This window comes from Methanoregula sp., from assembly GCF_049510175.1.
GTDB lineage: Archaea > Halobacteriota > Methanomicrobia > Methanomicrobiales > Methanospirillaceae > Methanoregula.
Map to the genome: position 1 here is coordinate 41,736 of NZ_JBEKZF010000002.1, position 21,919 is coordinate 63,654.

The 21,919-nt window shown below is 53.7% G+C and carries 22 protein-coding genes and 2 tRNA genes; 19 read left to right on the forward strand and 5 right to left on the reverse strand.

Annotated elements, in window-relative coordinates; genetic code table 11:
- Positions 1-38: 38 nt before the first annotated feature.
- Positions 39-111 (reverse strand) — tRNA-Gln (locus ABSG49_RS03185).
- Between the two features lie 71 nt (positions 112-182).
- On the reverse strand, positions 183-908 hold the full coding sequence (locus ABSG49_RS03190) for a thymidylate synthase (RefSeq protein ID WP_424024657.1): 726 nt from the start codon (positions 906-908) through the stop codon (positions 183-185).
- Between the two features lie 520 nt (positions 909-1,428).
- Here ABSG49_RS03190 and ABSG49_RS03195 point away from each other — a divergent pair.
- The 3 genes from ABSG49_RS03195 (at position 1,429) to ABSG49_RS03205 (ending at position 7,829) form a co-directional block, all read left to right on the forward strand.
- A complete protein-coding gene (locus tag ABSG49_RS03195) occupies positions 1,429-4,665 on the forward strand; it encodes an MEMAR_RS02690 family S-layer glycoprotein (protein ID WP_424024658.1) in 3,237 nt (1,078 codons plus the stop codon).
- 205 nt (positions 4,666-4,870) lie between these two features.
- Positions 4,871-6,394: an AMP phosphorylase gene (locus ABSG49_RS03200; protein WP_424024659.1), complete on the forward strand. Its 1,524-nt coding sequence runs from the start codon at positions 4,871-4,873 to the stop codon at positions 6,392-6,394.
- Between the two features lie 40 nt (positions 6,395-6,434).
- Positions 6,435-7,829 carry a carboxypeptidase-like regulatory domain-containing protein gene (locus tag ABSG49_RS03205; protein WP_424024660.1) on the forward strand — a complete coding sequence of 465 codons (1,395 nt, stop codon included), beginning with the start codon at positions 6,435-6,437 and terminating at the stop codon, positions 7,827-7,829.
- Between the two features lie 212 nt (positions 7,830-8,041).
- Here the strand turns inward: ABSG49_RS03205 and ABSG49_RS03210 are convergent.
- A tRNA-Arg gene (locus ABSG49_RS03210) sits at positions 8,042-8,113 on the reverse strand.
- A 56-nt stretch (positions 8,114-8,169) separates the two neighbouring features.
- On the opposite strand from ABSG49_RS03210, the gene ABSG49_RS03215 reads away from it, so the two are divergent.
- Both ABSG49_RS03215 and ABSG49_RS03220 read left to right on the forward strand, forming a co-directional pair.
- On the forward strand, positions 8,170-8,604 hold the full coding sequence (locus tag ABSG49_RS03215; RefSeq protein ID WP_424024661.1) for a dCTP deaminase: 435 nt from the start codon (positions 8,170-8,172) through the stop codon (positions 8,602-8,604).
- Positions 8,605-8,606: 2 nt separating this feature from the next.
- Positions 8,607-9,557 (forward strand): DUF128 domain-containing protein, encoded by a 951-nt coding sequence (locus ABSG49_RS03220; RefSeq protein ID WP_424024662.1) that lies wholly within the window; start codon positions 8,607-8,609, stop codon positions 9,555-9,557.
- On the opposite strand, the gene ABSG49_RS03225 is transcribed toward ABSG49_RS03220, so the two are convergent.
- Positions 9,558-11,828, reverse strand: coding sequence for a tubulin/FtsZ family protein (locus ABSG49_RS03225; RefSeq protein ID WP_424024663.1), 2,271 nt, complete (start codon positions 11,826-11,828; stop codon positions 9,558-9,560).
- A gap of 350 nt (positions 11,829-12,178) precedes the next feature.
- Between ABSG49_RS03225 and ABSG49_RS03230 the strand changes: the two genes are divergently transcribed.
- Positions 12,179-13,165, forward strand: coding sequence for a 5,10-methylenetetrahydromethanopterin reductase (locus ABSG49_RS03230; protein WP_424024664.1), 987 nt, complete (start codon positions 12,179-12,181; stop codon positions 13,163-13,165).
- Positions 13,166-13,307: 142 nt separating this feature from the next.
- Positions 13,308-14,252, forward strand: a complete 945-nt coding sequence (locus ABSG49_RS03235) for a galactose-1-phosphate uridylyltransferase (protein ID WP_424024665.1) — start codon at positions 13,308-13,310, stop codon at positions 14,250-14,252.
- 7 nt (positions 14,253-14,259) lie between these two features.
- Here the strand turns inward: ABSG49_RS03235 and ABSG49_RS03240 are convergent, their stop codons facing one another.
- The gene (locus ABSG49_RS03240) at positions 14,260-15,099 is read right to left on the reverse strand and encodes a F420-dependent methylenetetrahydromethanopterin dehydrogenase (protein WP_424024666.1); all 840 of its coding nucleotides are present in this window, start codon (positions 15,097-15,099) and stop codon (positions 14,260-14,262) included.
- A 208-nt stretch (positions 15,100-15,307) separates the two neighbouring features.
- Between ABSG49_RS03240 and ABSG49_RS03245 the strand changes: the two genes are divergently transcribed.
- The 12 genes from ABSG49_RS03245 to ABSG49_RS03300 all read left to right on the forward strand — a co-directional run bounded on the left by ABSG49_RS03245 (position 15,308) and on the right by ABSG49_RS03300 (position 21,910).
- Positions 15,308-15,712, forward strand: coding sequence for a Tfx family DNA-binding protein (locus tag ABSG49_RS03245; RefSeq protein ID WP_424024667.1), 405 nt, complete (start codon positions 15,308-15,310; stop codon positions 15,710-15,712).
- A gap of 659 nt (positions 15,713-16,371) precedes the next feature.
- Positions 16,372-17,385, forward strand: a complete 1,014-nt coding sequence (locus ABSG49_RS03250; RefSeq protein WP_424024668.1) for a 50S ribosomal protein L3 — start codon at positions 16,372-16,374, stop codon at positions 17,383-17,385.
- Positions 17,386-17,391: 6 nt separating this feature from the next.
- Positions 17,392-18,138 carry a 50S ribosomal protein L4 gene (gene rpl4p / locus ABSG49_RS03255; protein ID WP_424024669.1) on the forward strand — a complete coding sequence of 249 codons (747 nt, stop codon included), beginning with the start codon at positions 17,392-17,394 and terminating at the stop codon, positions 18,136-18,138.
- Positions 18,139-18,387, forward strand: a complete 249-nt coding sequence (locus ABSG49_RS03260) for a 50S ribosomal protein L23 (RefSeq protein WP_424024670.1) — start codon at positions 18,139-18,141, stop codon at positions 18,385-18,387.
- A gap of 9 nt (positions 18,388-18,396) precedes the next feature.
- Positions 18,397-19,113: a 50S ribosomal protein L2 gene (locus tag ABSG49_RS03265; protein WP_424024671.1), complete on the forward strand. Its 717-nt coding sequence runs from the start codon at positions 18,397-18,399 to the stop codon at positions 19,111-19,113.
- Between the two features lie 5 nt (positions 19,114-19,118).
- Positions 19,119-19,538 (forward strand): 30S ribosomal protein S19, encoded by a 420-nt coding sequence (locus ABSG49_RS03270; protein WP_424024672.1) that lies wholly within the window; start codon positions 19,119-19,121, stop codon positions 19,536-19,538.
- A 5-nt stretch (positions 19,539-19,543) separates the two neighbouring features.
- Entirely contained in the window at positions 19,544-20,008 is a 465-nt protein-coding gene (locus tag ABSG49_RS03275; protein ID WP_424024673.1) for a 50S ribosomal protein L22, read from the forward strand.
- A 1-nt stretch (position 20,009) separates the two neighbouring features.
- Positions 20,010-20,705 (forward strand): 30S ribosomal protein S3, encoded by a 696-nt coding sequence (locus ABSG49_RS03280; protein ID WP_424024674.1) that lies wholly within the window; start codon positions 20,010-20,012, stop codon positions 20,703-20,705.
- Positions 20,705-20,908 carry a 50S ribosomal protein L29 gene (gene rpmC, locus ABSG49_RS03285; RefSeq protein ID WP_424024675.1) on the forward strand — a complete coding sequence of 68 codons (204 nt, stop codon included), beginning with the start codon at positions 20,705-20,707 and terminating at the stop codon, positions 20,906-20,908. The genes ABSG49_RS03280 and rpmC overlap by 1 nt, the downstream gene beginning before the upstream one ends.
- A complete protein-coding gene (locus ABSG49_RS03290) occupies positions 20,905-21,189 on the forward strand; it encodes a ribonuclease P protein component 1 (protein ID WP_424024676.1) in 285 nt (94 codons plus the stop codon). The genes rpmC and ABSG49_RS03290 overlap by 4 nt, the downstream gene beginning before the upstream one ends.
- Positions 21,189-21,515, forward strand: a complete 327-nt coding sequence (locus ABSG49_RS03295; protein ID WP_424024677.1) for a 30S ribosomal protein S17 — start codon at positions 21,189-21,191, stop codon at positions 21,513-21,515. The genes ABSG49_RS03290 and ABSG49_RS03295 overlap by 1 nt, the downstream gene beginning before the upstream one ends.
- The gene (locus ABSG49_RS03300; RefSeq protein WP_424024678.1) at positions 21,512-21,910 is read left to right on the forward strand and encodes a 50S ribosomal protein L14; all 399 of its coding nucleotides are present in this window, start codon (positions 21,512-21,514) and stop codon (positions 21,908-21,910) included. Before ABSG49_RS03295 ends, ABSG49_RS03300 begins: the two co-directional genes overlap by 4 nt.
- Positions 21,911-21,919 lie beyond the last annotated feature (9 nt).

Below are 21,919 nucleotides of genomic sequence, written 5' to 3' on the forward strand. Positions count from 1 at the left end.
TATTCCTGGTGCTGAATGCAAAACTGCACGAAAAGAAGTAGCCCGGAGCAGATTCGAACTGCTGTCGGGGGATCCAGAGTCCCCCATGATTGACCGCTACACTACCGGGCTGTGTGACCCATATTTTTTGCCGCTGTTGCTTAATTAAGGTGACGGCCACTCGCGCCAGCACTCATATCAGGTTATACAGACTTTGCCCGGTCACAGCGCTGGCAGGCCCTGCAGACTTCTTTTACCGGCTGGATGAGCTTGCCGCTCCCGCAGAACGGCTCGATGTCATGCACGTCCCGGAGGTAGTAGATGTGGGGGACAAGTGAGATATGGGTGTAGGTCCCGCACGGAACGCCGAGCTGGCTGGCAATGGATTTCTGGAGCTGCACGAGGGCGTACATGTTTGCACCGGCAGCAGTCAGCATGTCATTGGAGCGGAAGATCACCCGCATGCACAGTTTCCCGTCCCGCAGCACGCACTGGACGAGCTGGAGGCAGGGGCAGTCGTCGAGTTTTTCGTCGATGACCGGGTTCCAGGTGATGGCGATCGCCCGTCTCGTTACCGGGGAGGAACGGAGTTTTTCCACGATATACGCGATCTGGTCGACATGCACCGGCTGCCCGTTTACTGCCAGCCGTTCGCCCCATTCGAAGAGCCGGCCATGGTAGTCATATTCGAACGATGCGTGGGAGCCGTGCAGCAGGTCCTTTGCATACTGCTCGACGAACTTCTGCTGGAACCTTGAGTGCGGGCTCACCATCGGTTCTGCGAGAGGGGTATCGACCTGCAGGGCAATCTCTTCGAATTCAACCGTTGCTTCGGCATCTTCTGTTGTGAGCACCCGGCCCTTCTCCAGGATCATCCTGATGACCTGCTCGTGCGCCAACCCGATGCTCGGTGCCCGGATAACTCTCATGCCCTGATGTTTGTCATAACAGGTTGTATATCTGTTGAAATGTAACCGCAGGCCCGTTCCTGTTCTGCCCAATACCTGTTTCTTAGAATCCTCATCAGGTGCACTGTTGGAATTATGATGTGAACACGGGTCAACGCTGCTCCCACTGGAATGGTGCGAGAAGCAAAAATCGGATGAATGTATAAGTACATTAATGTATACAACAACATTATTGTATATTACGATTCGATGCGCGTGATATATACCAAAACCACACATGAACGTTACTACACTCTGTATGGATGCGGGCTGGATGCGGGACAAAAAAACGGTTTTATTTGCCCTGAATTGAAAAACAACGTTTTTTAAGGTCCGGATTAACCGTCAAAAACAACCACAAAGGATATATTGGCTCTTTTACAAATACTGTTTCATATTCCGTCTAAACGGAGTATGGGGCTCGTAGAATCGTTATTCGGCATTTGTCGAACGCGGTTCTCGGCTTGCAATGTATGATGTAAACTTTGGAGGAATTGAACAAATGACTAAGCGATTATCTATTGCACTGGTTGCAGTCGCTCTGTTCGTCCTGCTTGCAGTTATGCCGGTATCGGCAATAACTCAAACCAGCCTGAACGGAAACGCGATTGATGCCGGCGCAACTGTATTTATTGGTGAGCAGGGTCTCAACCTGACTCATGCAATGAATGAAGTCTATTATGGCGCCGTTGCCCCACAGGCCAACGGTACATTTGATGACGGGCCACTCGCCACGAAGATTGGCTGGTGGGCATCCGCCGCAGCGGTGGGAACCACTGCTCCGACCAAATCATTGGATATCGGACCTCAGGTTGCAGGCAGGTACCTCAACTTCCAGGTTGCACCCGCGGACTTCGTGGGATATACCGGAAACTGGTACTTGCTCCAGCCTGACGGGCAGACCCCGTATCCAGGAGTACCGCTAGCTACCACATACAACGCGTTATTCAACGTGCAGGACCCGACCCTTTCCGTGGGTGTCTGGGACTGGCAGCAGGCCAAGGATGTAACCGGCCTGTCCATTCCGCAGGGTGAAAACCTTGATGTCCAGGTCAACACCAACATGTACGTTGTAACCTTCGGCAGCCGGAACAACACGCTCTGGGAAGTTGGTAACACTGCAGCAACAGCATACGCTGCACTGGGCACTGGAACAGGGCCGGCGCTCTGGCCGACTGGCACTCCTGCTGCAACAGCAACATGGAGCGACTACAACTGGACCGGCGTTCAAAACGGTTCCTACATTGCAGCGCAGAATGCCAATAATGTCTGGGAGATCCGCAACTATCAGAACGTCACCGATCCAGCTAACGGCAATGAGGCCGTCTTTGGCGTCTTTGGACAGACTCTCCCGATCAACACCGGGTATGACGTCCTGTACTTTAACAACAGCGCAGTCGTAGGTTCCGGAGACGGTCCCTTCGGTGGCACCAGCATCAACTGGACGGCACAGAACTTTACCAGAGATGATCAAGGACTTGTCCCGTTCTATCCATCCGTTGCAGGATTCAAGGACTGGAACCATGTGGGCATGGCCGGAACGTCTTACAATGCTGTTCCCATGAACCTGCTGGCCCCCAATAAAGCAACTGACGGGTATATCACCCTCAAGGTCAAGGATGAGTCCGGTGCAGTACTCGACCACCTGATGGTTGGTGTGCAGGGGGGCCCATACGCTTCAACAGGCATCACCAAGCAGTTTGTCAACAATCAGCCGTGGTACTTAGGTAGTGCAGCCGCCTACTGGGTTACTGATGCCGTTGATGCCAACAGCCAGTACATATACCCGGTTGGAACCTACAGCGTCTGGGCAGAATCCCTGCTCAACAACATGAAGGACAACTACAAGAACGCAGGCTCTGACTACACCGGCAAGACCATTTCGGCAACCGGCACGGTTACCCTCATCTCCAACAGCGTCAAGATCGAGGCCAACAAGGACTCGGTTGTCCGCTCCAAGTCGTTCTCCGTGACGGTCACGGGTAAGCCCAGTCAATCCTACTATCTGTGGGTCAAGGGCACCTCGGCGATGACCAGCGGGTACGATGACCAGCCGCCCATGATGAAGGACGGCCAAGCAGGGGTCGCTTTCGACAACTCGATTTTGGCATCGGGTATCGACCCAGTCACTAATCTCCCAGTTGCAGCGGGTACCGTTACCCATCCCTATGGTAAATACCTGTATGAGAATGGTGCCGGTAATGCCATCTTCCAAGATGTTGGACAAAGCACTATTCCGACATACAACCAGACCCGGTACTACGCCAACATCACACTCTCGAACACCGGTACAAGGACCATCGAGTTTATTACTACCAACTGGACCAAGGCACAGAAATACACGATCCGTGTAGAACAGGACTTCAAGCCGCTTGGCGGCCATGACTACAAGTCCGATGAAGTTGATGTCAACGTCGAGAAGGGCGCAGTCACTATCGTAGCAGCTGGCGACCAGTCCTACTATCTCGGCGAAGAGATCAAGTTCTCCGGTACCAACACCGAGACCTACAAGACCTACCTGTTCATTGTCGGACCCAACCTGAAGACCAAGGGTTCACAGATCGCTCCCGCGGACCTAGATCCCCGGCAGCATGAAGTCTCGAACGGCGACGCGAGCACCTTCAAGGCAATCGATGTCAACGGTGACAACACCTGGTCATGGAAGTGGGGAACCGCCAACTATGCACTTGATGCAGGTACCTACACCATCTACGCAGTAAGCCAGCCCAATGACAAGGACGACCTGGGTCAGGCAGCCTATGGCACGGTCTCTGTCATCATCAAGAAACCGTTCGTCTCTGCAACTGCATCCCAGTCTACGGTTGCCAAGGGTGACAGAATCTACGTCACCGGTACCGCAGAAGGCGACCCGAACAGTGTCCAGATCTGGATCATGGGCAAGAACTATGCAGATCTGGAAACCGCATCTGTCAACTCTGACGCATCGTTCAAGTATGAAATCAAGCAGGAGACCACCAAGTTACTCTCCAGCGGCCAGTACTTCGTCGTTGTCCAGCACCCGATGCAGAACAAAGTGTTCGATGTCGACCTTGTTGGCCAATACGTCGTCAACAAGCAGCTCCAGACACAGGGTACTACCAACTACACCAGGATCTTCAAGCTCCTCGGATCTGGAAGCTTGCAGGGATCCGATGCAGCTGAAGCACTTGCACAGGGCATCAACGACGCTAACGTCGACGATACCTACACCAAGCTCCAGTTCCTTATCGAGGAACCCATCATCCGTGTCGATGCGATTGGCGACAAGCACGTTGGTGACAAGTTCACCATCACTGCACAGACCAACCTCGCCGTAGATGACGAAGTCCTCGTTCAGGTCTACTCATCATCATTCAAGCCGACTGAGAAGAGCCAGAGCGGCGAGTTCAGCGGCGCTACCGGTACCATCAAGGTTACCAAGGGCGACAGCGGCATGAACAAGCTCTCGTTCGATGTTGACTCCTCAACATTCAAGCCGGACGAGTACATTGTTACTGAAGACGCAGTCATCCAGGTCGCGACCGGAACTGCACTGTTCAACGTGCTCGAGACCTCTGCTCAGACAGTGGCCCCGACCGCAGTTGTAACTGCAGCCCCGACCAGCGTCGCAACTGCAGTCCCGACAACTGTCGCAACTGCAGCCCCGACCGCAACCCCAACCAAGTCACCCGGTTTCGGTGCACTCATTGCACTGATCGGCCTTGGTGCAGTTGCGTTCGTCGTTGTGCGCAGGCACTGAACTAAATCCAAACATCTTTTTTTTTCGCAACAGCAGTTTAAAAAAAAACGTTATCGCAGTCAAACCTGCCATTTTGTATTCTTGTGTACTCTTTACGTCCCCGTTTGCACCTGCCGTGTGGCATCCTTTTAAGCCCGGGACAGTCAACGTAGATCTGAAAAACGCCGATCCGGTGCAAAGCAGGATCAATGGAGGTGCTAGAAGAGTGAAACTGGTCGTAAAAAACCTTGATATCGCAACACGGGGGGTCCTTCTCAACCGGCTGGACGCCCGGGGCATTGGTGTACTCAATGGCGATCGTGTCCAGGTGATCAATCCGAAAAACGGGATGTCCGTAACAGCATTTGTGGAAACAACATCAACGATCGCACAGCAGGGAACTCTCGGCGTCTACCGCATCACGAACGAGCGTCTGCAACTTGAGGATGGTGCGGAGATCGAGATCCGGGAAGCCGGCCGGCCCGCATCCCTCGATTTCATCAGGAAGAAGATGGACGGGGGCAAACTCACCAAAGAGGAGACCTTGACGATCATCAAGGATGTAGTACGCGATGATATCTCTTCTGCGGAACTTACGGCATTCATCACCGCCTCATACATCAACCAGCTTGATATGGATGAAGTGGAACACCTCACCCGGGCGATGGTGGAAACCGGCGAACAGATCAAATTTGCATCCCGCCCCATTGTCGACAAACATTCCATCGGCGGTGTTCCCGGGAACAAGATCAGCCTCCTCATCGTCCCTATCATCGCAGCAAGCGGCCTCAAGATCCCCAAGACAAGCTCGCGCGCAATCACCGGCGCCGGTGGTACCGCCGATCTCATGGAAGTGCTGGCATTTGTTGAGTTCACATCTGCCGAAGTCCAGCAGATGACCGATAAGGTCGGGGGATGTATTGTCTGGGGCGGGGCCACGAACATTGCCCCGGCTGATGACCGGATCATCATCCAGGAATACCCGTTCAAGATCGACGCCCGGGGCCAGATGCTTGCCAGTGTCATGGCAAAAAAATTTGCGGTCGGTGCAAACCTCGTGGTCATCGACATCCCTGTCGGCCAGCACACCAAGGTAGCGAACATGCAGGAAGGAAGGAAACTTGCACGGGAGTTTATCGAACTCGGCGAACGGCTTGACATGAAGGTCGAGTGCGCCCTGACCTACGGGGATACTCCGGTCGGGCACAGCATCGGCCCGAAACTGGAGGTTATCGAGGCATTGCGCGTCCTCGAGGGTTCAACGGAACCCAACTCCTTTATCCAGAAGAGCATCTCGATAGCGGGAATTGCGCTGGAGATGGCAGGCAAGGCACAACGGGGCGGGGGTGCGGCCATGGCACAGGACATTCTTACGAGCGGGAAGGCGCTTGAGAAGATGCGACGGATCATTGAGATCCAGGGAGGGAACCCGAACATCAAGTCCTCCGACATCGTTCCCGGTGAATACCAGTTCGTGGTCAAGGCACCTGCCTCTGGATACGTGATCGAGATGAATAACCAGTCCCTGATCACCCTTGCGAGGACTGCCGGGGCGCCCCAGGACCGTGGAGCGGGGATCTTACTCCATGCCAAAAAAGGTAAACTCGTGAAGGCCGGTGAACCGCTCTTCACCCTGTTCGCTGACAGGAACTGGAGGCTGCAGAAAGCAATCGAGGAAGGTAGGCGTCTCATGCCCGTGCTCGTGGAAGGGATGCTCCTTGACCGGGTGCCTTTTGATCGGGAGATGTAGACCGATGTGCTGATATATGAGCAGGTGGCGATAATTTATCATGTATAATCCTCGACCTCGTTTCCTTTTTTCCCTGCTGTTAGTTCTCCTTCTCTGCAGCTCGGCACAGGCAACGACGAACCTGCTGATTACCGTGCAGGACAGTCTCGATAACACTACTCTTCCCCATGCCACGGTGTTTGTCAATAGTGCAAACTTTGCCCTGACCAACAATAACGGACAGGCACTTCTCACGCATGCCGGCTTGTCAAACCAGGACATAAAAGTCTCCATGAGCGGATATAACGACTGGGAACAGATCGTAGACATGAATACCACCACTCTGCTGGTCAACCTGAGCCGCAAGACTCTCACGCTCAAGGTAACCCTGTTCGATTCAGATACTCTCAGCCCCATCTCCGGGGCAAACATCAATGTCACTGCTTTGAATGCATCAATAATGCAGCAGACGGGTGCGTCAGGTTCTGCCATCTTCGCCGTGAACGGGGCAACCCTCTATTCCGTGGACATCAATGCTCCCAATTACCAAGCACGGAGCGATACCGTGGATATGGGAGCAGTGAACCAGGAGATACAGTATAAGCTGCTCTCCGGGAACAGTTTCTCGTTTGTCGCGACCGATAAGGACTCCGGTAAGGCGATTCCCGATGCAGAAGTGCGCCTCAATGCCATACTCACCGGGAAAACAGATGCTCGCGGGATCCTTATCACTCCGGTCAGCCGTGGTAAATCCTATTCCATCGAGATCAAAAAGGATGGGTACCAGACGTATACCGAATTACGGACCATCAGTACATCCGATGCCGTATATTATGCGTCCCTGTCGAAAGCATCTGTCAGCGCCGTTGTCTATGTCATTGACGAGTCGCGCATGCCGCTGAGCGGCGCGGATGTGTATATCAACGGGACCCTTTCGGGAACCACCAACGAGTACGGGCGCACGAATTTCCCGAATCTTACAACCGGGGACTACCTTTTGGAAGTAAGGAAGTCCGGGTATACAACGCAGAACCGGGCCGTAAGTATATCGGGCCAGAGCCAGGACTACACCTTTACCCTGCCGTATGAAAGTGCCGCACTCACGATCAATGTCCAGGATAAGGACAAGAAGGTTGTACCGAACGCCTCGATCGCTGTTGATGGAAACGTTGCCGGTGTTACTGATGACAACGGTCAGCTGCTTACCCATGTCGCATTCAATACCAATGTAAATATCACGGTGACAAAAGACGGTTACACCCCCCTGTCAGTCCAGAACCAGGTCATTCAGGGAAATGGCACAGCAACAACCACACTTGTCTTGGAAAAGAGCCTTGACTGGGGACTTATCGGCATGATCGCCCTCGGGGCGATAGGGGTTCTCATCCTGTTTGCTGCCATCAGGATGTTTGGGCGCAGGAAGCGGCGGCACGTCATGCGGAGAAACGAGATCTGATGTTAGCGTGAAAATCCTGCACGGATTTTCATCAACTATGCATGAAAGGTTCCCGCCTTTCATCCCTGTTTTTACCTACTCACATAATTGATAGTACGATCACGATCGCACGAACTTAAAATTTTCACGCCATTTTTATATTTTTTCACTATTGAAGGGAATGCAGGTAAAAACGGTGGAAACATATCAGCAGGGTTCCACGCAGTTAAAAACGGACCCAGCGGGAATCGAACCCGCGTCCTTGGGTTCGAAGCCCAAGAGGATATCCTCTACCCCATGGATCCTTCTCATCATCTTTACATCAAAAGATATTAAGTATTTTCTACCGATAAACTAATTAATGATCTTATCAGCATCCGAGATTGTCCGCCGCCTTGAACGCGAACCGGGGGAAGGAAAGCTCATCATCAACCCGTACATGCGGGAATGCCAGCAACCAGCATCCTACGATCTCCGTGCTGCTTCGGATATTTCGCTGGCACAGGGAAAATGCGCCCTTGTGCCAACGCTGGAATGGGTAGAACTCCCCACGGACCTTGCCGGAACCCTCCGGTGCAGGTCATCATTTGGCAGGCAGGGTGTCCTGCTCGGGGCCGGGTATATTGATCCGGGATTCCGCGGACAGCTTACTTTATGCCTTACGAATATAGGAAGTGACCTCATTGTGCGTAAAAACGACCGCATCGTCCAGATGATCCTCCATGAAGTACGTGGAGGAGGCGACAGGTACTCAGGCCGATACCAGGACAGCATCGGCGCCGTGGAGGCAAAGTGACCATGATCCGGACAGAACGAAAATACATTGAAATATTGAGGATCCTCAAGGAACACCAAGACCCGGTGGGTGCAAAAAGGCTTTCTGAACTCATGTCAGAACGCGGTTTTGTCCTGAGCGACCGGGCAGTCCAGTATTACCTCAGTTACCTCGACACTATGGGTTTTACAGAAAAAGTCGGGAACCAGGGAAGAATCCTGACACCCGTAGGACTGGAAGAGACCGATAACGCCCTTGTCGATGACAGGATCGGGTTTATCATCTCGAAACTGGAGCGCCTCGCGTACCGCAGCACGTTTGATCCTGTCACCAGCACCGGTGATGTGGCATACAACCTCTCCATTGTTCCGTCAGAGTCTGCAGAGCAGGTAAAAACCGCGTTTGATGAAGTAGTCAAGTCAGGATGTGGTTTTTTCAACTCCTACCGGATCATCGACCATGACCCCCGCGTACCTCAAGGCCATGTCGGGTTTATCACCATCTGCAGTATTTCCATGGATGGTGTTTTCCAGCGAAGAGGGATACCGGTCAGGATGGCGTTTGGCGGGAGACTCGAGATCGAGAACGGGGTTCCCCGTCAGTTCAAAGATCTCATCGCGTACCGGGGTACCACTATCGATCCCCTTGAATTGTTCATATCATCCGGCCTCACCTCGATATCCGGCTTTGTGCGATCAAAGACGGGCATCGCCCTTGCAAATGTCCGGGAAGTTCCCTGTGCTGCCAGGCCCCAGGTCGAGGAAACAATCCGCCAGATGAATGCCTGTGGCTTTGTATTCCCGGTTATCATGGGAAACCAGTTGTTCAACCTGCCCCTCAACCCCTACCGCCTCTCGATAGTCGCATTCAGTGGCCTGAATTATATCGGGAATACTGTTGAGCACGGCATAAAAATCAAGACGGAGATCGGTGCCGGGAACATACAGTTTTCAAAAATACTGGAAACGAACTGATCAGATCCAGGATATATCATCCTGTTTTTTGGTCTTTTTGCCCTGAGACCGGGCAGGGGACGATCCTCCATCGCGATCGGTTGTCTTATCCTGTGCATCATCACTATCTGCGTTTTCCGCAGATTTTTTTGGTTTCAGGTTCGTATGAAGGAGTGAGGCATCCTGTACCTTGGGCACGGAAGCGCCCCGGATATTTTTACCCGAGAAGATCCCGTCCCTTGCCCTGAATGACGGGTCTTTTACCTCAACGGTTCCTTCCTCTGGCTCCGGCACCTGCAGGTACTGGAAAGAAAATGGATCGCCGGTCTTGGTATCTTCCACAGGTGGGGGGACATCATCACGGGTGTTGGGCGGCCGGGTTTCCGGCACATCCGGAGCATGAGTCCGTTTCCGGATAATTACTGTTTTCTTTACGGGCACCTGCTGGATCTCTTGTTCCGGTTGTGGTGGTCTGGATACAGGAAGGGGCGGGGGGCCCGGGTGCGTGATTTCCCGTTTTTGCCGTATAATCTCAGATGATCCCCCCTTGGGCTTCACTATGGCGGCGTCAGTTCTTACCCGGCTTCCGGAGAGTGCCATCATACGCTGCCTCTGCAATTCCTGTTCTATCCTTTTTCGTGCGATCTCATTCGAGTGTACACCCATCGCACTCCCGGGTGGGGTACTTATCGTTGGAGCGGGTTCATGGGATGTCGGTTGTTGTGCCGGTTGGTTCTCTGCCTTGATCTCACGGTCATGTGATACGATACGGCGATGGGGTTGTATACCCGGGCTGACTGATGTCTCCGGGAGTACCTCCTCTGTTGCATATGTTCTTTTAACAGGAATTTCTTCCTTTGGCAAATGTCCGGTATTGGTTTCCGGAGCCGGGGCAGGTTCTCGCAGTTGAGGATTATATCTGAGCACAGGGGGACCAGCGCTCTCATCTTTCTCGTTAACCGGTACTTTTGCGTGACGAGGAGCATCTTCTGAAGAGTAACGGTTGCTCCTAGTCCCCTTCTGCATTTTTGTCGGGAGGGTGATCATTTCGTCCCGAAGGGATCCTGAGCCCTGCTGGAGCCGGGGCATGGTCTTGTCATCAGCACCCGATACGGTTCCACGTGATGGCCCGAGCCGGGCCTGTTCCCGGATCTCTCTCAGTTCGCTGACACGGGGAATGTTCTCAAGACCCGACAGCATGACGATGATGGCAACATTTTTTGTGTTCACGACCGGGTAATCGCCGGATCTCATCTCAAGGCCCTTGATGCTCCGGTCAATCCATTTTCTTACGGTCATGAACCCCTGCATCGAGAGCTCATGGGAAGGTCCGGCAATAAGGACAAGAGCCTTGTGAGCGCTTGTCATGTCACACGGCGTCGAAACCTCATGGTAGATTGCCTGTTTTGCCAGATCGACAATACGCGATGCCTTCTTTTTACTCTCCTCGTTGAATACCCCCGCCGGTTTCAACTGGGAAAGGAATGCCAGCGGGTTGCTGGGGAGCCTCTCAACCGCATAGCCTATGGTGATGAACCCCCCATCTTTCATGGTATTGAGCACCTCTCCGGAATCCAGTACGACCTCCGCGAGATCGATGCCTCCGTCCGCCCGGAATTCCCCTGCTCTCAGAATAAGACTTATTCTCCTGACTATTGCCTCGTTAAGGAGAAGGTAGGTGGCCAGTTCCGGGGAGATCTTCGGCTCATCCCTGCCGAACCCGAGCATCTGGGCAAGTCCCTTCTCTTTTTTTACAAGTTTGGCATTTCCTGCTTTGATCTTTTTATACCAGGTCTCGTTGTCGAACAGGATCATGCCGTCAAGGAGCGGCGAGAGGATATCGATATCATCGGCTGCCTTGGCGGAACGCTTTTTGCCTTCAGCAAGACAGGGAAGCGTGACAAGCCCGAAAATGGGTTCAACAATCGAGGCCCGGAGTCCTGCAACAACATGCGGTACGATATCCGCCATACTCCCGCCAAGACCGCAGCAGACGACAATCGCATCGGTCTCTCCCGATTCAAAATTATTTATACGCGAAACGATCTCTGCGATATCGATGGTAGCGGTCGGGCCGGCCCCCTCGGAACTGTCGGGATTTTCCGGATCAAATGGGGGGAAGAAAATTTTTGCAGAGTCCGGCATCCCTTCCAGCTGGTGTAAGGTAGTTTCATCTACGTCAATAGCCAGTCCCTGGACGCAGGCGACCTTGCTGCTGTGCCGGTCGGTGGCGTACAGACTGTCCACAATCCTGCATCCCGCCCCTCCCAATCCGATTGCCACTATACGCATAGAGTTAACCTATAAAACCGATTCACCCTGTAGCCATTGTACACCGTATAATAATATAGCCCTGCCAGAGTTCAATATCTTATAGGATAATTAGTCCCGGAGAAATAAGTTTTTATTGCATGTCCGGTATAGATCCGGTCACAGGATCGTGCAGGTAGTAAAGGACCAAATATGGTTCCTGAATGGGGAGATCATCCTGCGTTCACCCCCGTTTTCAGAAGAATACCGGGTTATTTTCTGAAATAAACGCCAGAATGGGCTTTTTACGAATGGCTCCCCTGAACCTGTCAACGTAAAATGATAATTTATTTAAACGCGTGTACGGTAATACTCAATGAGGTGAACAAGCCTTGACATATGGAATTGAATTCGTACCAGGAAATGTCAACGTAAAGCAAGTTGTTAACTTCTGTAAACTTGCCGAATCCAAAGACATAGATTTCGCATGGATCACAAACCACTACAACAACCGCCACTGCTACCCCACTCTCGCCGCCATCGCGCAGGCAACCACGACCCTGAAGATGGGCCCGGGTATCATGAACGCATTCACGGACACACCCGCCGCAATGGCATCGTTCTTCTGCACGCTCAACGAGATCTCAGATGGACGCGCGACCCTCGGTATCGGGCCCGGTGACCTCTCGACGCTTCCGAAGCTGGCTATCCACGCCGATAAGCCTGTTGGACACCTTGAGGAAGCTGTCATGCAGATCCGCAAGCTCTGTGCCGGTGAGGAAATAAAGAAATCAGGAATGAATTTCTTTGACTACGACGGTGCAAAGCTGACTGGTGTCACTCTCCCCGGAAAGAAGGGTGTCCCAATCTATATCGGCGCACAGGGACCCAAGGTTCTGGAGCTTGCCGGAAGAATCGGTGACGGTGCACTCATCAACGCATCCAACCCCAAGGACTTTGCCATTGCAATCCCGATCATCAAGGCCGCAGCTGACAAAGTCGGCAAGAAGAACTTTGATATCGGTGCATACACCGCCATGTCCATTGACCGGAGCGAAAAGAAGGCACGCAATTCAGCAAAGATCGTTGCAGCATTCATTGCAGCAGGCTCTCCGCCCGACCTCCTGACCCGCCATGGCCTCGACCTGAACAATGTTGCCAAGATCAAGGCAGCACTCGGGAAGTTCGACTTCAAGACGGTCGGAGAACTCGTCGGCGACAAGGAAATCGATGCATTTACCATTGCAGGTACCCCTGAAATGGTGAAGGCAAAGTGTGATGCCCTCACCAAGGCCGGTGTGACCCAGATCATCTTCGGCTCACCCCTTGGTCCTGACATGACCACATCGATTCGCCTCCTTGGCAAGTACGTCGTATAAGGGTAGAACAAAATACCTGCCCCCATACAACCGAAAGCGGCGATGGTGCCTTGGCAGAAAATCTTTTTTTTATTTTTATTCAGGCTGATTCACATCAACAGGGTCATTATCGTGCAAACGACTATCTGATCCTGCCGGAAATATGATCGTGAAGGGCATGTTCTCCGTTACAGAAGTCTCTACTCCTAAAGGAACCGTGCAGTACCGGGAGGAGCGGTTCACCGGCTGCCGGTGCAGGATCAGTCCGGATCGGTCGAAACGGCATGTTCCCCAGCCCCTTTCCATTCCTCAGGACACCGGGGACTGCCCGTTCTGCCGGAACCGTATTTTTTCTGTCACCCCGGTATTTCCTGATGGCAGGCGTATCATCCATGGCGAGAGCGTTACGTTTCCCAACATGTTCCCCTTCGGGCAGGGTCATGTGGTGACGGTCATTACCAACGAGCACTGGGTAGATGTGTTCAGCCGGCAGCAGATTGTTGATGCACTGTCGGGCCAGGTCGAAGCTCTCCGGCACTACGACGGCTATGCCAGTATTAATATGAATTTCCTCCCGTCCGCGGGTGCAAGCATGATCCACCCGCACATGCAGGGGCTCTGCGATATCCGGCCGTCCCTCATCATGGAACGATACCTGCTGGCAGGTCGGGAATATCAGAACCACTATGGCAGGAATTACTGGGAAGCACTGAAGGACGAGGAGCGGAAGTCCGGGCGCTATCTGTTTGGTGAGGAGACGCTCTGGTCCGCCCATGCAGTACCATGCGGTGAGCGTGAGGTACGAGGGATCCTACCGGTAGCATCACTTAACGAAATAGAGCCGTATATTGATCTTCTGGCCCGGGGAATTCTTGAAGTGCTCTCGTTCTACCGGAACCTAGGTACGTACGCGTTCAACCTGTCCGTTTTTTTCGACAAGCCGCGAGAGGACCACGGTTTTCATGCGTTCTGCTCTCTTATTTCCCGGATCAATCCCAACCCGGCGTCGATGAGCGATTCGGCATTCATGGAACGGATGCACTTTGAGCCGGTCATAATGACGCTCCCGGAAGATATGGGAGCACTCTACAGAAACGGAAAAAAATAAAAAAAATTTACTCAAACTTTGCTACAAGTTTGTTCTTGGAGACAAGTGTTCCATCCTTCTTGTGGGGCTGGCGCTTGATGCTGTCTCCTGCCTTCTCGAGCTCGCGGGCTTGGTCACAGAGTTGTGCTGCGACTTTCATCATCTCGTGAGCGCTTGCAACGATCGGGATGTACTTCTCCCATTCCTTGGTCATGAAGCAGCCTTTGACGTTCTGACCTGCAACAGCCATTGCGATCTCATGGGCAGCGCGTGCCTTTGCGAGTGCATAGGGGTTGTTGAACTCGCCGTCAACAGCCTTGTCGGTGGTCATGATGAGCTTGGGGAGCTCTATTGCGTCGCCCTTCTTGCCGGCCTTGACCTGGTCGATGACCTTGTCCAGAGCAAGCTGCATCTTGCGGAATGCACCGGTGAGTGCCAGCACTTTGACGAGGTTGCTGTTGTAGTCGGCCATCTCGACGGGGTCGAGGAACTCGCGGCGTGCACCGATCATGGAGTCTGCCTTCATGATGATGTACCCGAACTTGCTTGCCTTGACACCTTCCCATTCCTTCTTCGTGGTTACATCATCAGTGATGATGACAACCGGGATACCTGCTGCAGCAAGCTGTTCGCGTGCACCGGTCGGTCCTGGGAGAACTCCGTTGGGGGAGACTACAATACAGAAGTCCGGTTTATATGCCTTCAGGTTGGAAACTACACGGTCAACATCCGCCGGCTCGAGTTTTGTGCCGCTGGTTGCCATGAATGTCTGCATGTCTTCACGGTCTGCTCTCTCATCGAGAAGCAGCTCGGCCATTACACCACTTGCAATGTTGCCTAACTTCGCAACGCCTACTTTAACTACCATTTGATATCACCTAAAATTTTTTTATAGCACGTTAATATGACCCGGTGTTCATATAAACATTTTGAAATGTCGTATCTCTCCGTAAAAATGCAATAAACAATTTTTTCACATTATATAATGGGTGTTCAATGTGTTCATCATACGAGGCGGAATCGTGAAATGAAAAGTTAACGAAAAGTGTTTAAGTTCGGATTGAAAAGGTGTTACTATGAAGGATGGGCTGCTTACAGACCGCCAGATGGAGGTACTCAGATATCGCAAGCAGGGACTGACCCAGCAGCAGATTGCTAATATCATATCCACCTCAAAAGCCAATGTCTGCACCATTGAAAAAAGTGCAATGGAGAATATCCGCCGGGCAAAAGAAACCCTCGAATTCCTCTACACCCTTGATGCAACCCATCTCTGCACAATACCGTCCGGAACCGATCTCTTCAATGTCCCCGCAATCATATTCGGCGAAGCGGAGAAGATCAATATCAAGGTCAAATACGATACCATCTCCCTGATAAACCGGCTGAGGGAATCCCGGTCACAAGCCTGCAAGGCCCGGGTCGTATGCGAGGATATCATCGTCTACATTACAGATCAGGGAGAACTGTATTTCGGATAAACTAGTAAAAAGATTACAAAAAGATCGGATCAATATCCGGAAACTATCCTGTTATTCCCTGAAAAACTGGCATATATTTATATGCTCTTTTATGCAATAATTATGGAAGCCGATATGAGGTTATCCTATGCAGATCTGCATGTTCCTTCGTCTGGAGCGTGCATGAATCTGTAAACGGCGGAACTCTGCCTCCGGACACAGGAAAGGCGGTTATGCCGTGGGAAAACCCCGATTGGTGGACCCTCCCGCAATGGCGAGGGTATCCCGAGAAGGAGTTGTGATTCGTCACAACAGGCTGACAGAGTGGGTCTGATCAGGCGCATGGGCCGACGTTCGTGCAACGAGCCCCCTCTCCATATGGTCTAACGACCGTATGGAGATGCGCTATTGTCAGGATCTTCTTTCGCGAGACAGGAATGCTGGTGCACACCAGCACAGCGCTGAGATAGCATCTCATACGCATCTCCATAACCGGGCGAAACGAATCGCGGAGGCAGTGTAATGGATCCCTCAGGGATAACCTGCACTGTTTACCGGTAAATCGCCCGTGTCGCGTGTTGGCTTCTGGAACAAGCGAAGTTATCACACAATCTCGGATTAATCTCACAAACGTGTCGCAATGAGAATAACCTACACGCAAGATGAGGATGGATTAACACATGCCAAAAATTAACAGACCACGTCGTGGTTCTCTTGCATTCAGCCCGAGAAAGCGTGCAAAGAGCCCGATCCCGAAATACCAGTCGTGGCCCTCCAGCGAGGGAGCACCGATCCTGCAGGGATTTGCAGGATATAAAGTGGGTATGACGCATGTTATCATGGTGGACGACCACAAGAGCAGTCCGACCGAGGGAAAGGAGATTATGGTCCCCGTCACTGTCATTGAAGTCCCTTCCATGAAGGTAGCAGCGATCCGTGCCTACAGCAGGGACACCTATGGCAAACACGCATTCACCGAGGTCTGGGCTGACCAGCTCGACAGCGTTCTTGGGCGCAGGATTACCCTGCCCAAGGAATACGACCGGGATGCAGCACTGAAGAAATTCTCCGATGCCGTCACTGCCGGAACCATTGCCGAGATTTACGCTGTTACCTATACGCAGCCGGCCTCCATGAGCGGTGTGCCCAAGAAAGTCCCCGACCTTATGGAGATCAAGGTCGGCGGGGCAGACATCAAGAAACTCTTCGAGTTTGCACAGGGGCTCCTTGGAAAGGAAGTCACCCTCAACAATGTGATCCAGACTGGAGCATACGCCGATATCACAGCGATCACCACCGGTAAGGGAACACAGGGGGCAGTAAAACGCTGGGGTATTGCACTGCGCAAGCGCAAACACTCCGTTGGCGGTAAGGAACGCCATCTCGGTACTCTGGGACCCTGGAACCCGCACCACGTCCGCTGGGAAGTCCCGCAGATCGGTCAGATGGGATTCCAGCAACGCACCGAGTTCAACAAGCGTATCCTGAAAGTCAGCGAGGACGCAAGTGAGGTCACTCCCGCCGGCGGATTCCTCCACTACGGGGTACTCAAGAACCCGTACGTGCTCGTCAAGGGGTCCATTCCCGGCCCGGTAAAGCGGCTTATCCGTATCAGGCCCGCAATCCGCCAGGGTGAACATGTCGTAAGGATGCCGACAATCCAGTTTGTGAGCGTCCAGAGCAAGCAGGGATGATCAGAGATGAAAGCACAGGTTAAATCACTTGACGGCGGAGTCACAAAAGACATCGAACTTCCGGAGATCTTCTATGAGGACTACCGCCCCGATCTGATCAAGAAGGCAGTCATGGCTCTCCAGAGCGTACGGAGGCAGCCGCACGGGACCGACCCGTTCGCGGGCATCCGTTCGTCTGCAGTCGGCTGGGGTAGCGGTCGCGGTTCATCCCACGTCCCCCGTCTCAAGAACGGCTCCCGCGCGGCAAAAGTCCCGCAGGCAAAGGGCGGGCGTGAGGCACACCCCCCGAAGGTTGCAAAGATCCTGATCAAGGAGATCAACCAGAAGGAAAAACAGAAGGCATTCCGGTCAGCGGTTGCCGCCAGCATCAGTGCTGAACTTATCAAGGGACGGGGCCACGTCTTCGACGGTGCAGTTCCGATTGTCTTCGAGGACAAGTTCGAGGCGCTCGGTCGCACTCAGGACGTTATCTCCGCACTCACCACCGTAGGTGTCTACAACGACATCGAACGGGCAAAGGACAGCAAGAAGGTCAAGGCAGGAAGAGGCAAGATGCGTGGCCGCAGGTTCAAGCAGCGCAAGAGCCTGCTGATTGTCACCGCAGAGAAACCGCTGCTCGCAGCCCGCAACCTTTCCGGTGTCGATGTCGTTACTGTCGACCAGCTGAATGTCGAGCACCTTGCACCCGGTATGCAGGCCGGTCGTCTGACCGTCTGGACCGAGAGCGCACTTATACGCCTGGAGGGGAGGTAAATGACCCTTAAATACCCGTTTGTCACGGAAAAGGCAATGGTACTCCTTGAGAACCAGAGCAAGCTCCAGTTCCTCGTCACCCGCGAGGCAACCAAGGACGACGTCAAGCGCGAGATCGAGAAGTCATTCGGCCAGAAGGTCAAGAGCGTCCGCACGCTCATGAACACGCACGGTCAGAAGAAGGCCATCGTGAGCTTTGAGAACAACAAGGCCGCCGAGGAGATCCTCAGCCGGCTCGGTATAATGTAGGTGGGGAACATGGGACATCGAATCACAACACAAGCCCGTGGCAAGGGAGGCCCGACATACCGCGCTCCATCCCACCGGTACAAGGCTGAGCTGAGGCACATCGGCAATGACACGCAGAAGATCACCGGGACCGTCATCGACATCGAACATGATCCGGCACGCAATGCACCAATCGCCCTGGTGAAACTCGAGGATGGGAAGAAAGTTTACATGCTCGTCACTGAAGGGCTCGGCATCGGGGAAGTCATCATCTGGGGATCCAGCGGTGAAGTCAAGAACGGCAACACGCTCACGCTCCAGAACATTCCCACCGGTACGTTCATCTGCAACATCGAGGCCCGGCCCAATGATGGGGGCAAATTCGTTCGCTCATCGGGAGTCCAGGCGGTCGTGGTCGACAAGATCGAAGACCGCGTCGGTATCAGGATGCCCAGCGGCAAAACGAAATGGTTCAACCACCGCTGCCGTGCAACCATCGGCATTGTTGCCGGCGGCGGCCGCGTTGAGAAGCCGTTTGTGAAGGCAGGCAACAAGTACCACAAGATGCAGAATACCGCATCCAACTGGCCACGCGTCCGTGGTGTCGCGATGAACGTCATCGATCACCCGTTCGGTGGCGGTGGTCACCAGCACACCGGTCGCCCGAAGACGGTTGCACGAGGCACATCCCCGGGCAGGACTGTAGGACATGTGGCAGCACGCAGGACAGGTAAGAGCAGGAAGTGATGGGTATGGCAGCACCTAAGAAGACACAGAAGAGAATGCCAAGACGGCGTGAGGAGTTCACCTACCGCGGCTACAAGATTGACGAGCTCAAGGCGATGGGGATCAGCGAACTCCTCCCCCTGATGCCTGCCCGTCCGCGCCGCAAGATCACCCGCGGGTTCTCCCGCGGTGAAGAGACCTTACTGGCAAAGATCCGCGACGGCAACGAGAAGATCCGGACGCACCTCCGTGAAATGATCGTCATGCCCGAAATGATCGGGAAGACCATTGAGATCTACAACGGCAAGGAATTCATCAAGGTCGAATTCCAGCCGGAGTCGGTCTTCCGCTATCTCGGGGAATTTGCCCTGACACGAAAGAGGGTTGCTCACGGAAGCGCCGGTATCGGTGCAACGAGAGGAAGCAAGTACGTTCCGCTGAAGTGATGGACATGGCACGCATTGATTATTCCAACAAAATCAAGGGTGACAACGTAGCAAAGGCAAAGGCCAACGAGTTGAACATGTCACCCAAGCACTCGATCGAGATTGCCGGGCTCATCAGGCACATGCGCGTGAACGAAGCAATCGCGTACCTGAACGAGGTCGTCAAGCTGAAAAAGGCGGTCCCGTTCCGGTACTTTAACCGGAATGTCGCGCACAAGCGCGGCCTCCCGGGGAACTGGGATGCGGGCAGGTACCCGGTCAAGGCATCCAGGGAATATATTCGGATTCTTGAATCGGTCAAGAAGAATGCCGAGTATATTGGTCTCGACGCAGAAAATCTCGAGATTATCCACGCCTCCGCAAACCGCGGGCGCGCCCAGAAAGCGTTCTTCCCGCGGGCAATGGGAAGGGCAACCCCCAAGGTCCGCGAGTCCGTGAACCTTGAGATCATCGTCCGCGAGGTGGCGTAATATGGCAGTCGAGAGAAAATTCATCGATGAGGGCGTCAGGAAAGCCCGCGTAGAGAAGTACCTGTCGAAGGAACTCAAGCGCGCAGGCTACGGCGGTATGGATATCGCCCGTACCCCCCTCGGGACCCAGGTCACGATCTTCGCCGAAAAGCCAGGGATTGTCATTGGCAAGGGCGGCAAGCTGGTCCACCAGCTCACATTGGACCTTGCCCAGAAATACGGTGTTGAATCCCCGCAAATCGAGGTCCAGCAGGTCAACAACCCCAGTTTCAATGCCCAGATCATGGCGGAGAGACTGGCAAACGCCCTTGAGCGTGGCTGGTACTTCCGCAAGGCAGGAAGCAGTATCATGCGCCGCGTCATGGATTCCGGTGCGCTCGGCTGTGAAGTTGTCATCGCCGGGAAACTGACCGGGGCACGTGCCCGTACCCAGAAGTTTACCGAAGGGTACATCAAGCACTGCGGTGAGCCGAGCAACACGATCGTCGAGAAAGGCTATGCCGTCGCGATCAAGAAACTCGGTGTCATCGGTGTCCAGGTCAAGCTCGTGCCCGCAGGAGCGAAGCTGCCCGACCACTTCTCGATCATCGAACAGGAGAAGAAGCGCCCGGCCCAGAAGCCCGGCGTTACACCGGTTGGCGATGCAGACATGGAAGAGCCGGCACTTCCTGATGAGAAATTAGGGGAGGACCAGTAATGGCGATATTCAGGGCCAAGGATGTCCAGCAGCTTTCCGATGTGGAACTGCAGGAACAGATGGGAAAATTCCGGATGGAGCTTGTCCAGCACTATGGTAAAGTCAGTGCCGGCGGCGCTACCGAGAACTCCGGACATATCCGTGAACTCCGGCGAACCATTGCCCGTATGTTGACCGAGCAGAACCGCAGGAGAACTGCATGATCTCTTCCCAGAATGTCCTCCGTCACGAGTTGATCGGTCTGGACATTCTGGTATCGGGAGCTGCAAATCCAAAGCAGAGAGGACTATCCGGCCGTATCATCGATGAGACAAAGAACCTGCTGGTGATCGAGACCCCCAACGGGGTCAGATGCATCCCCAAGATGCACAGCACATTCCAGGTGCGTCTTGGTGGCAGGGAACTTGTTGAGATTAACGGATCCGTGATGGTTCTGGCTCCTGAGAAAAGGATCAACCTGCACGAAAAGAAGAGGATACCATAATGGCACAAAACATTGGATTGAACGTCCAGGCACCGAAAGAAGAGTGCAGGGACGTTAATTGTCCGTTTCACGGCACTTTACCGGTGCGCGGCCAGGTGATCACCGGCAAAGTCGTGAGCGATCGTATGATGGGAACGGTCGTAGTTGCACGGAATTACATGCACTACGTCCGTAAGTACAAGCGGTATGAGAAGCGAAGCTCGAAACTCCATGCCCACAACCCCCCCTGCATCCAGGCAAAGGTTGGCGACATGGTGAAGATTGCTGAGTGCAGACCGCTGTCGAAGAGCACGACCTTTGTCGTTGTGGAGGTGCAGAAGCCATGAAGGCAAAGCAGTCCAAGACGCCGAGGGCTCTTGCGACAGGGACGAGGCTAGCATGCGCCGATAATACCGGTGCCAGGACAGTACAGATCATTTCTGTCTTCGGCTACCATGGTGTCAGGCGCCGTCAGCCCAAGCTGGGCCTCGGGGATCTCTGCACGGCGAGCGTCCAGAAAGGCACCCCTGATATGCGCCGCAAGCTGGTGCGTGCAGTGGTCATCCGCGCGAAGAAGGAGATGCGCAGGCCAAGCGGCCTGCGGGTATCCTTTGATGACAACGCCGTTGTTGTCGTGGATGAGAAGAACGAGCCGAAAGGGACCGAGATCAAGGGACCGGTCGCCCGTGAAGTTGCGGAGCGCTTTCCCAAGCTCGGCTCCATGGCAACGATCATCGTCTGAGGTGTGCAC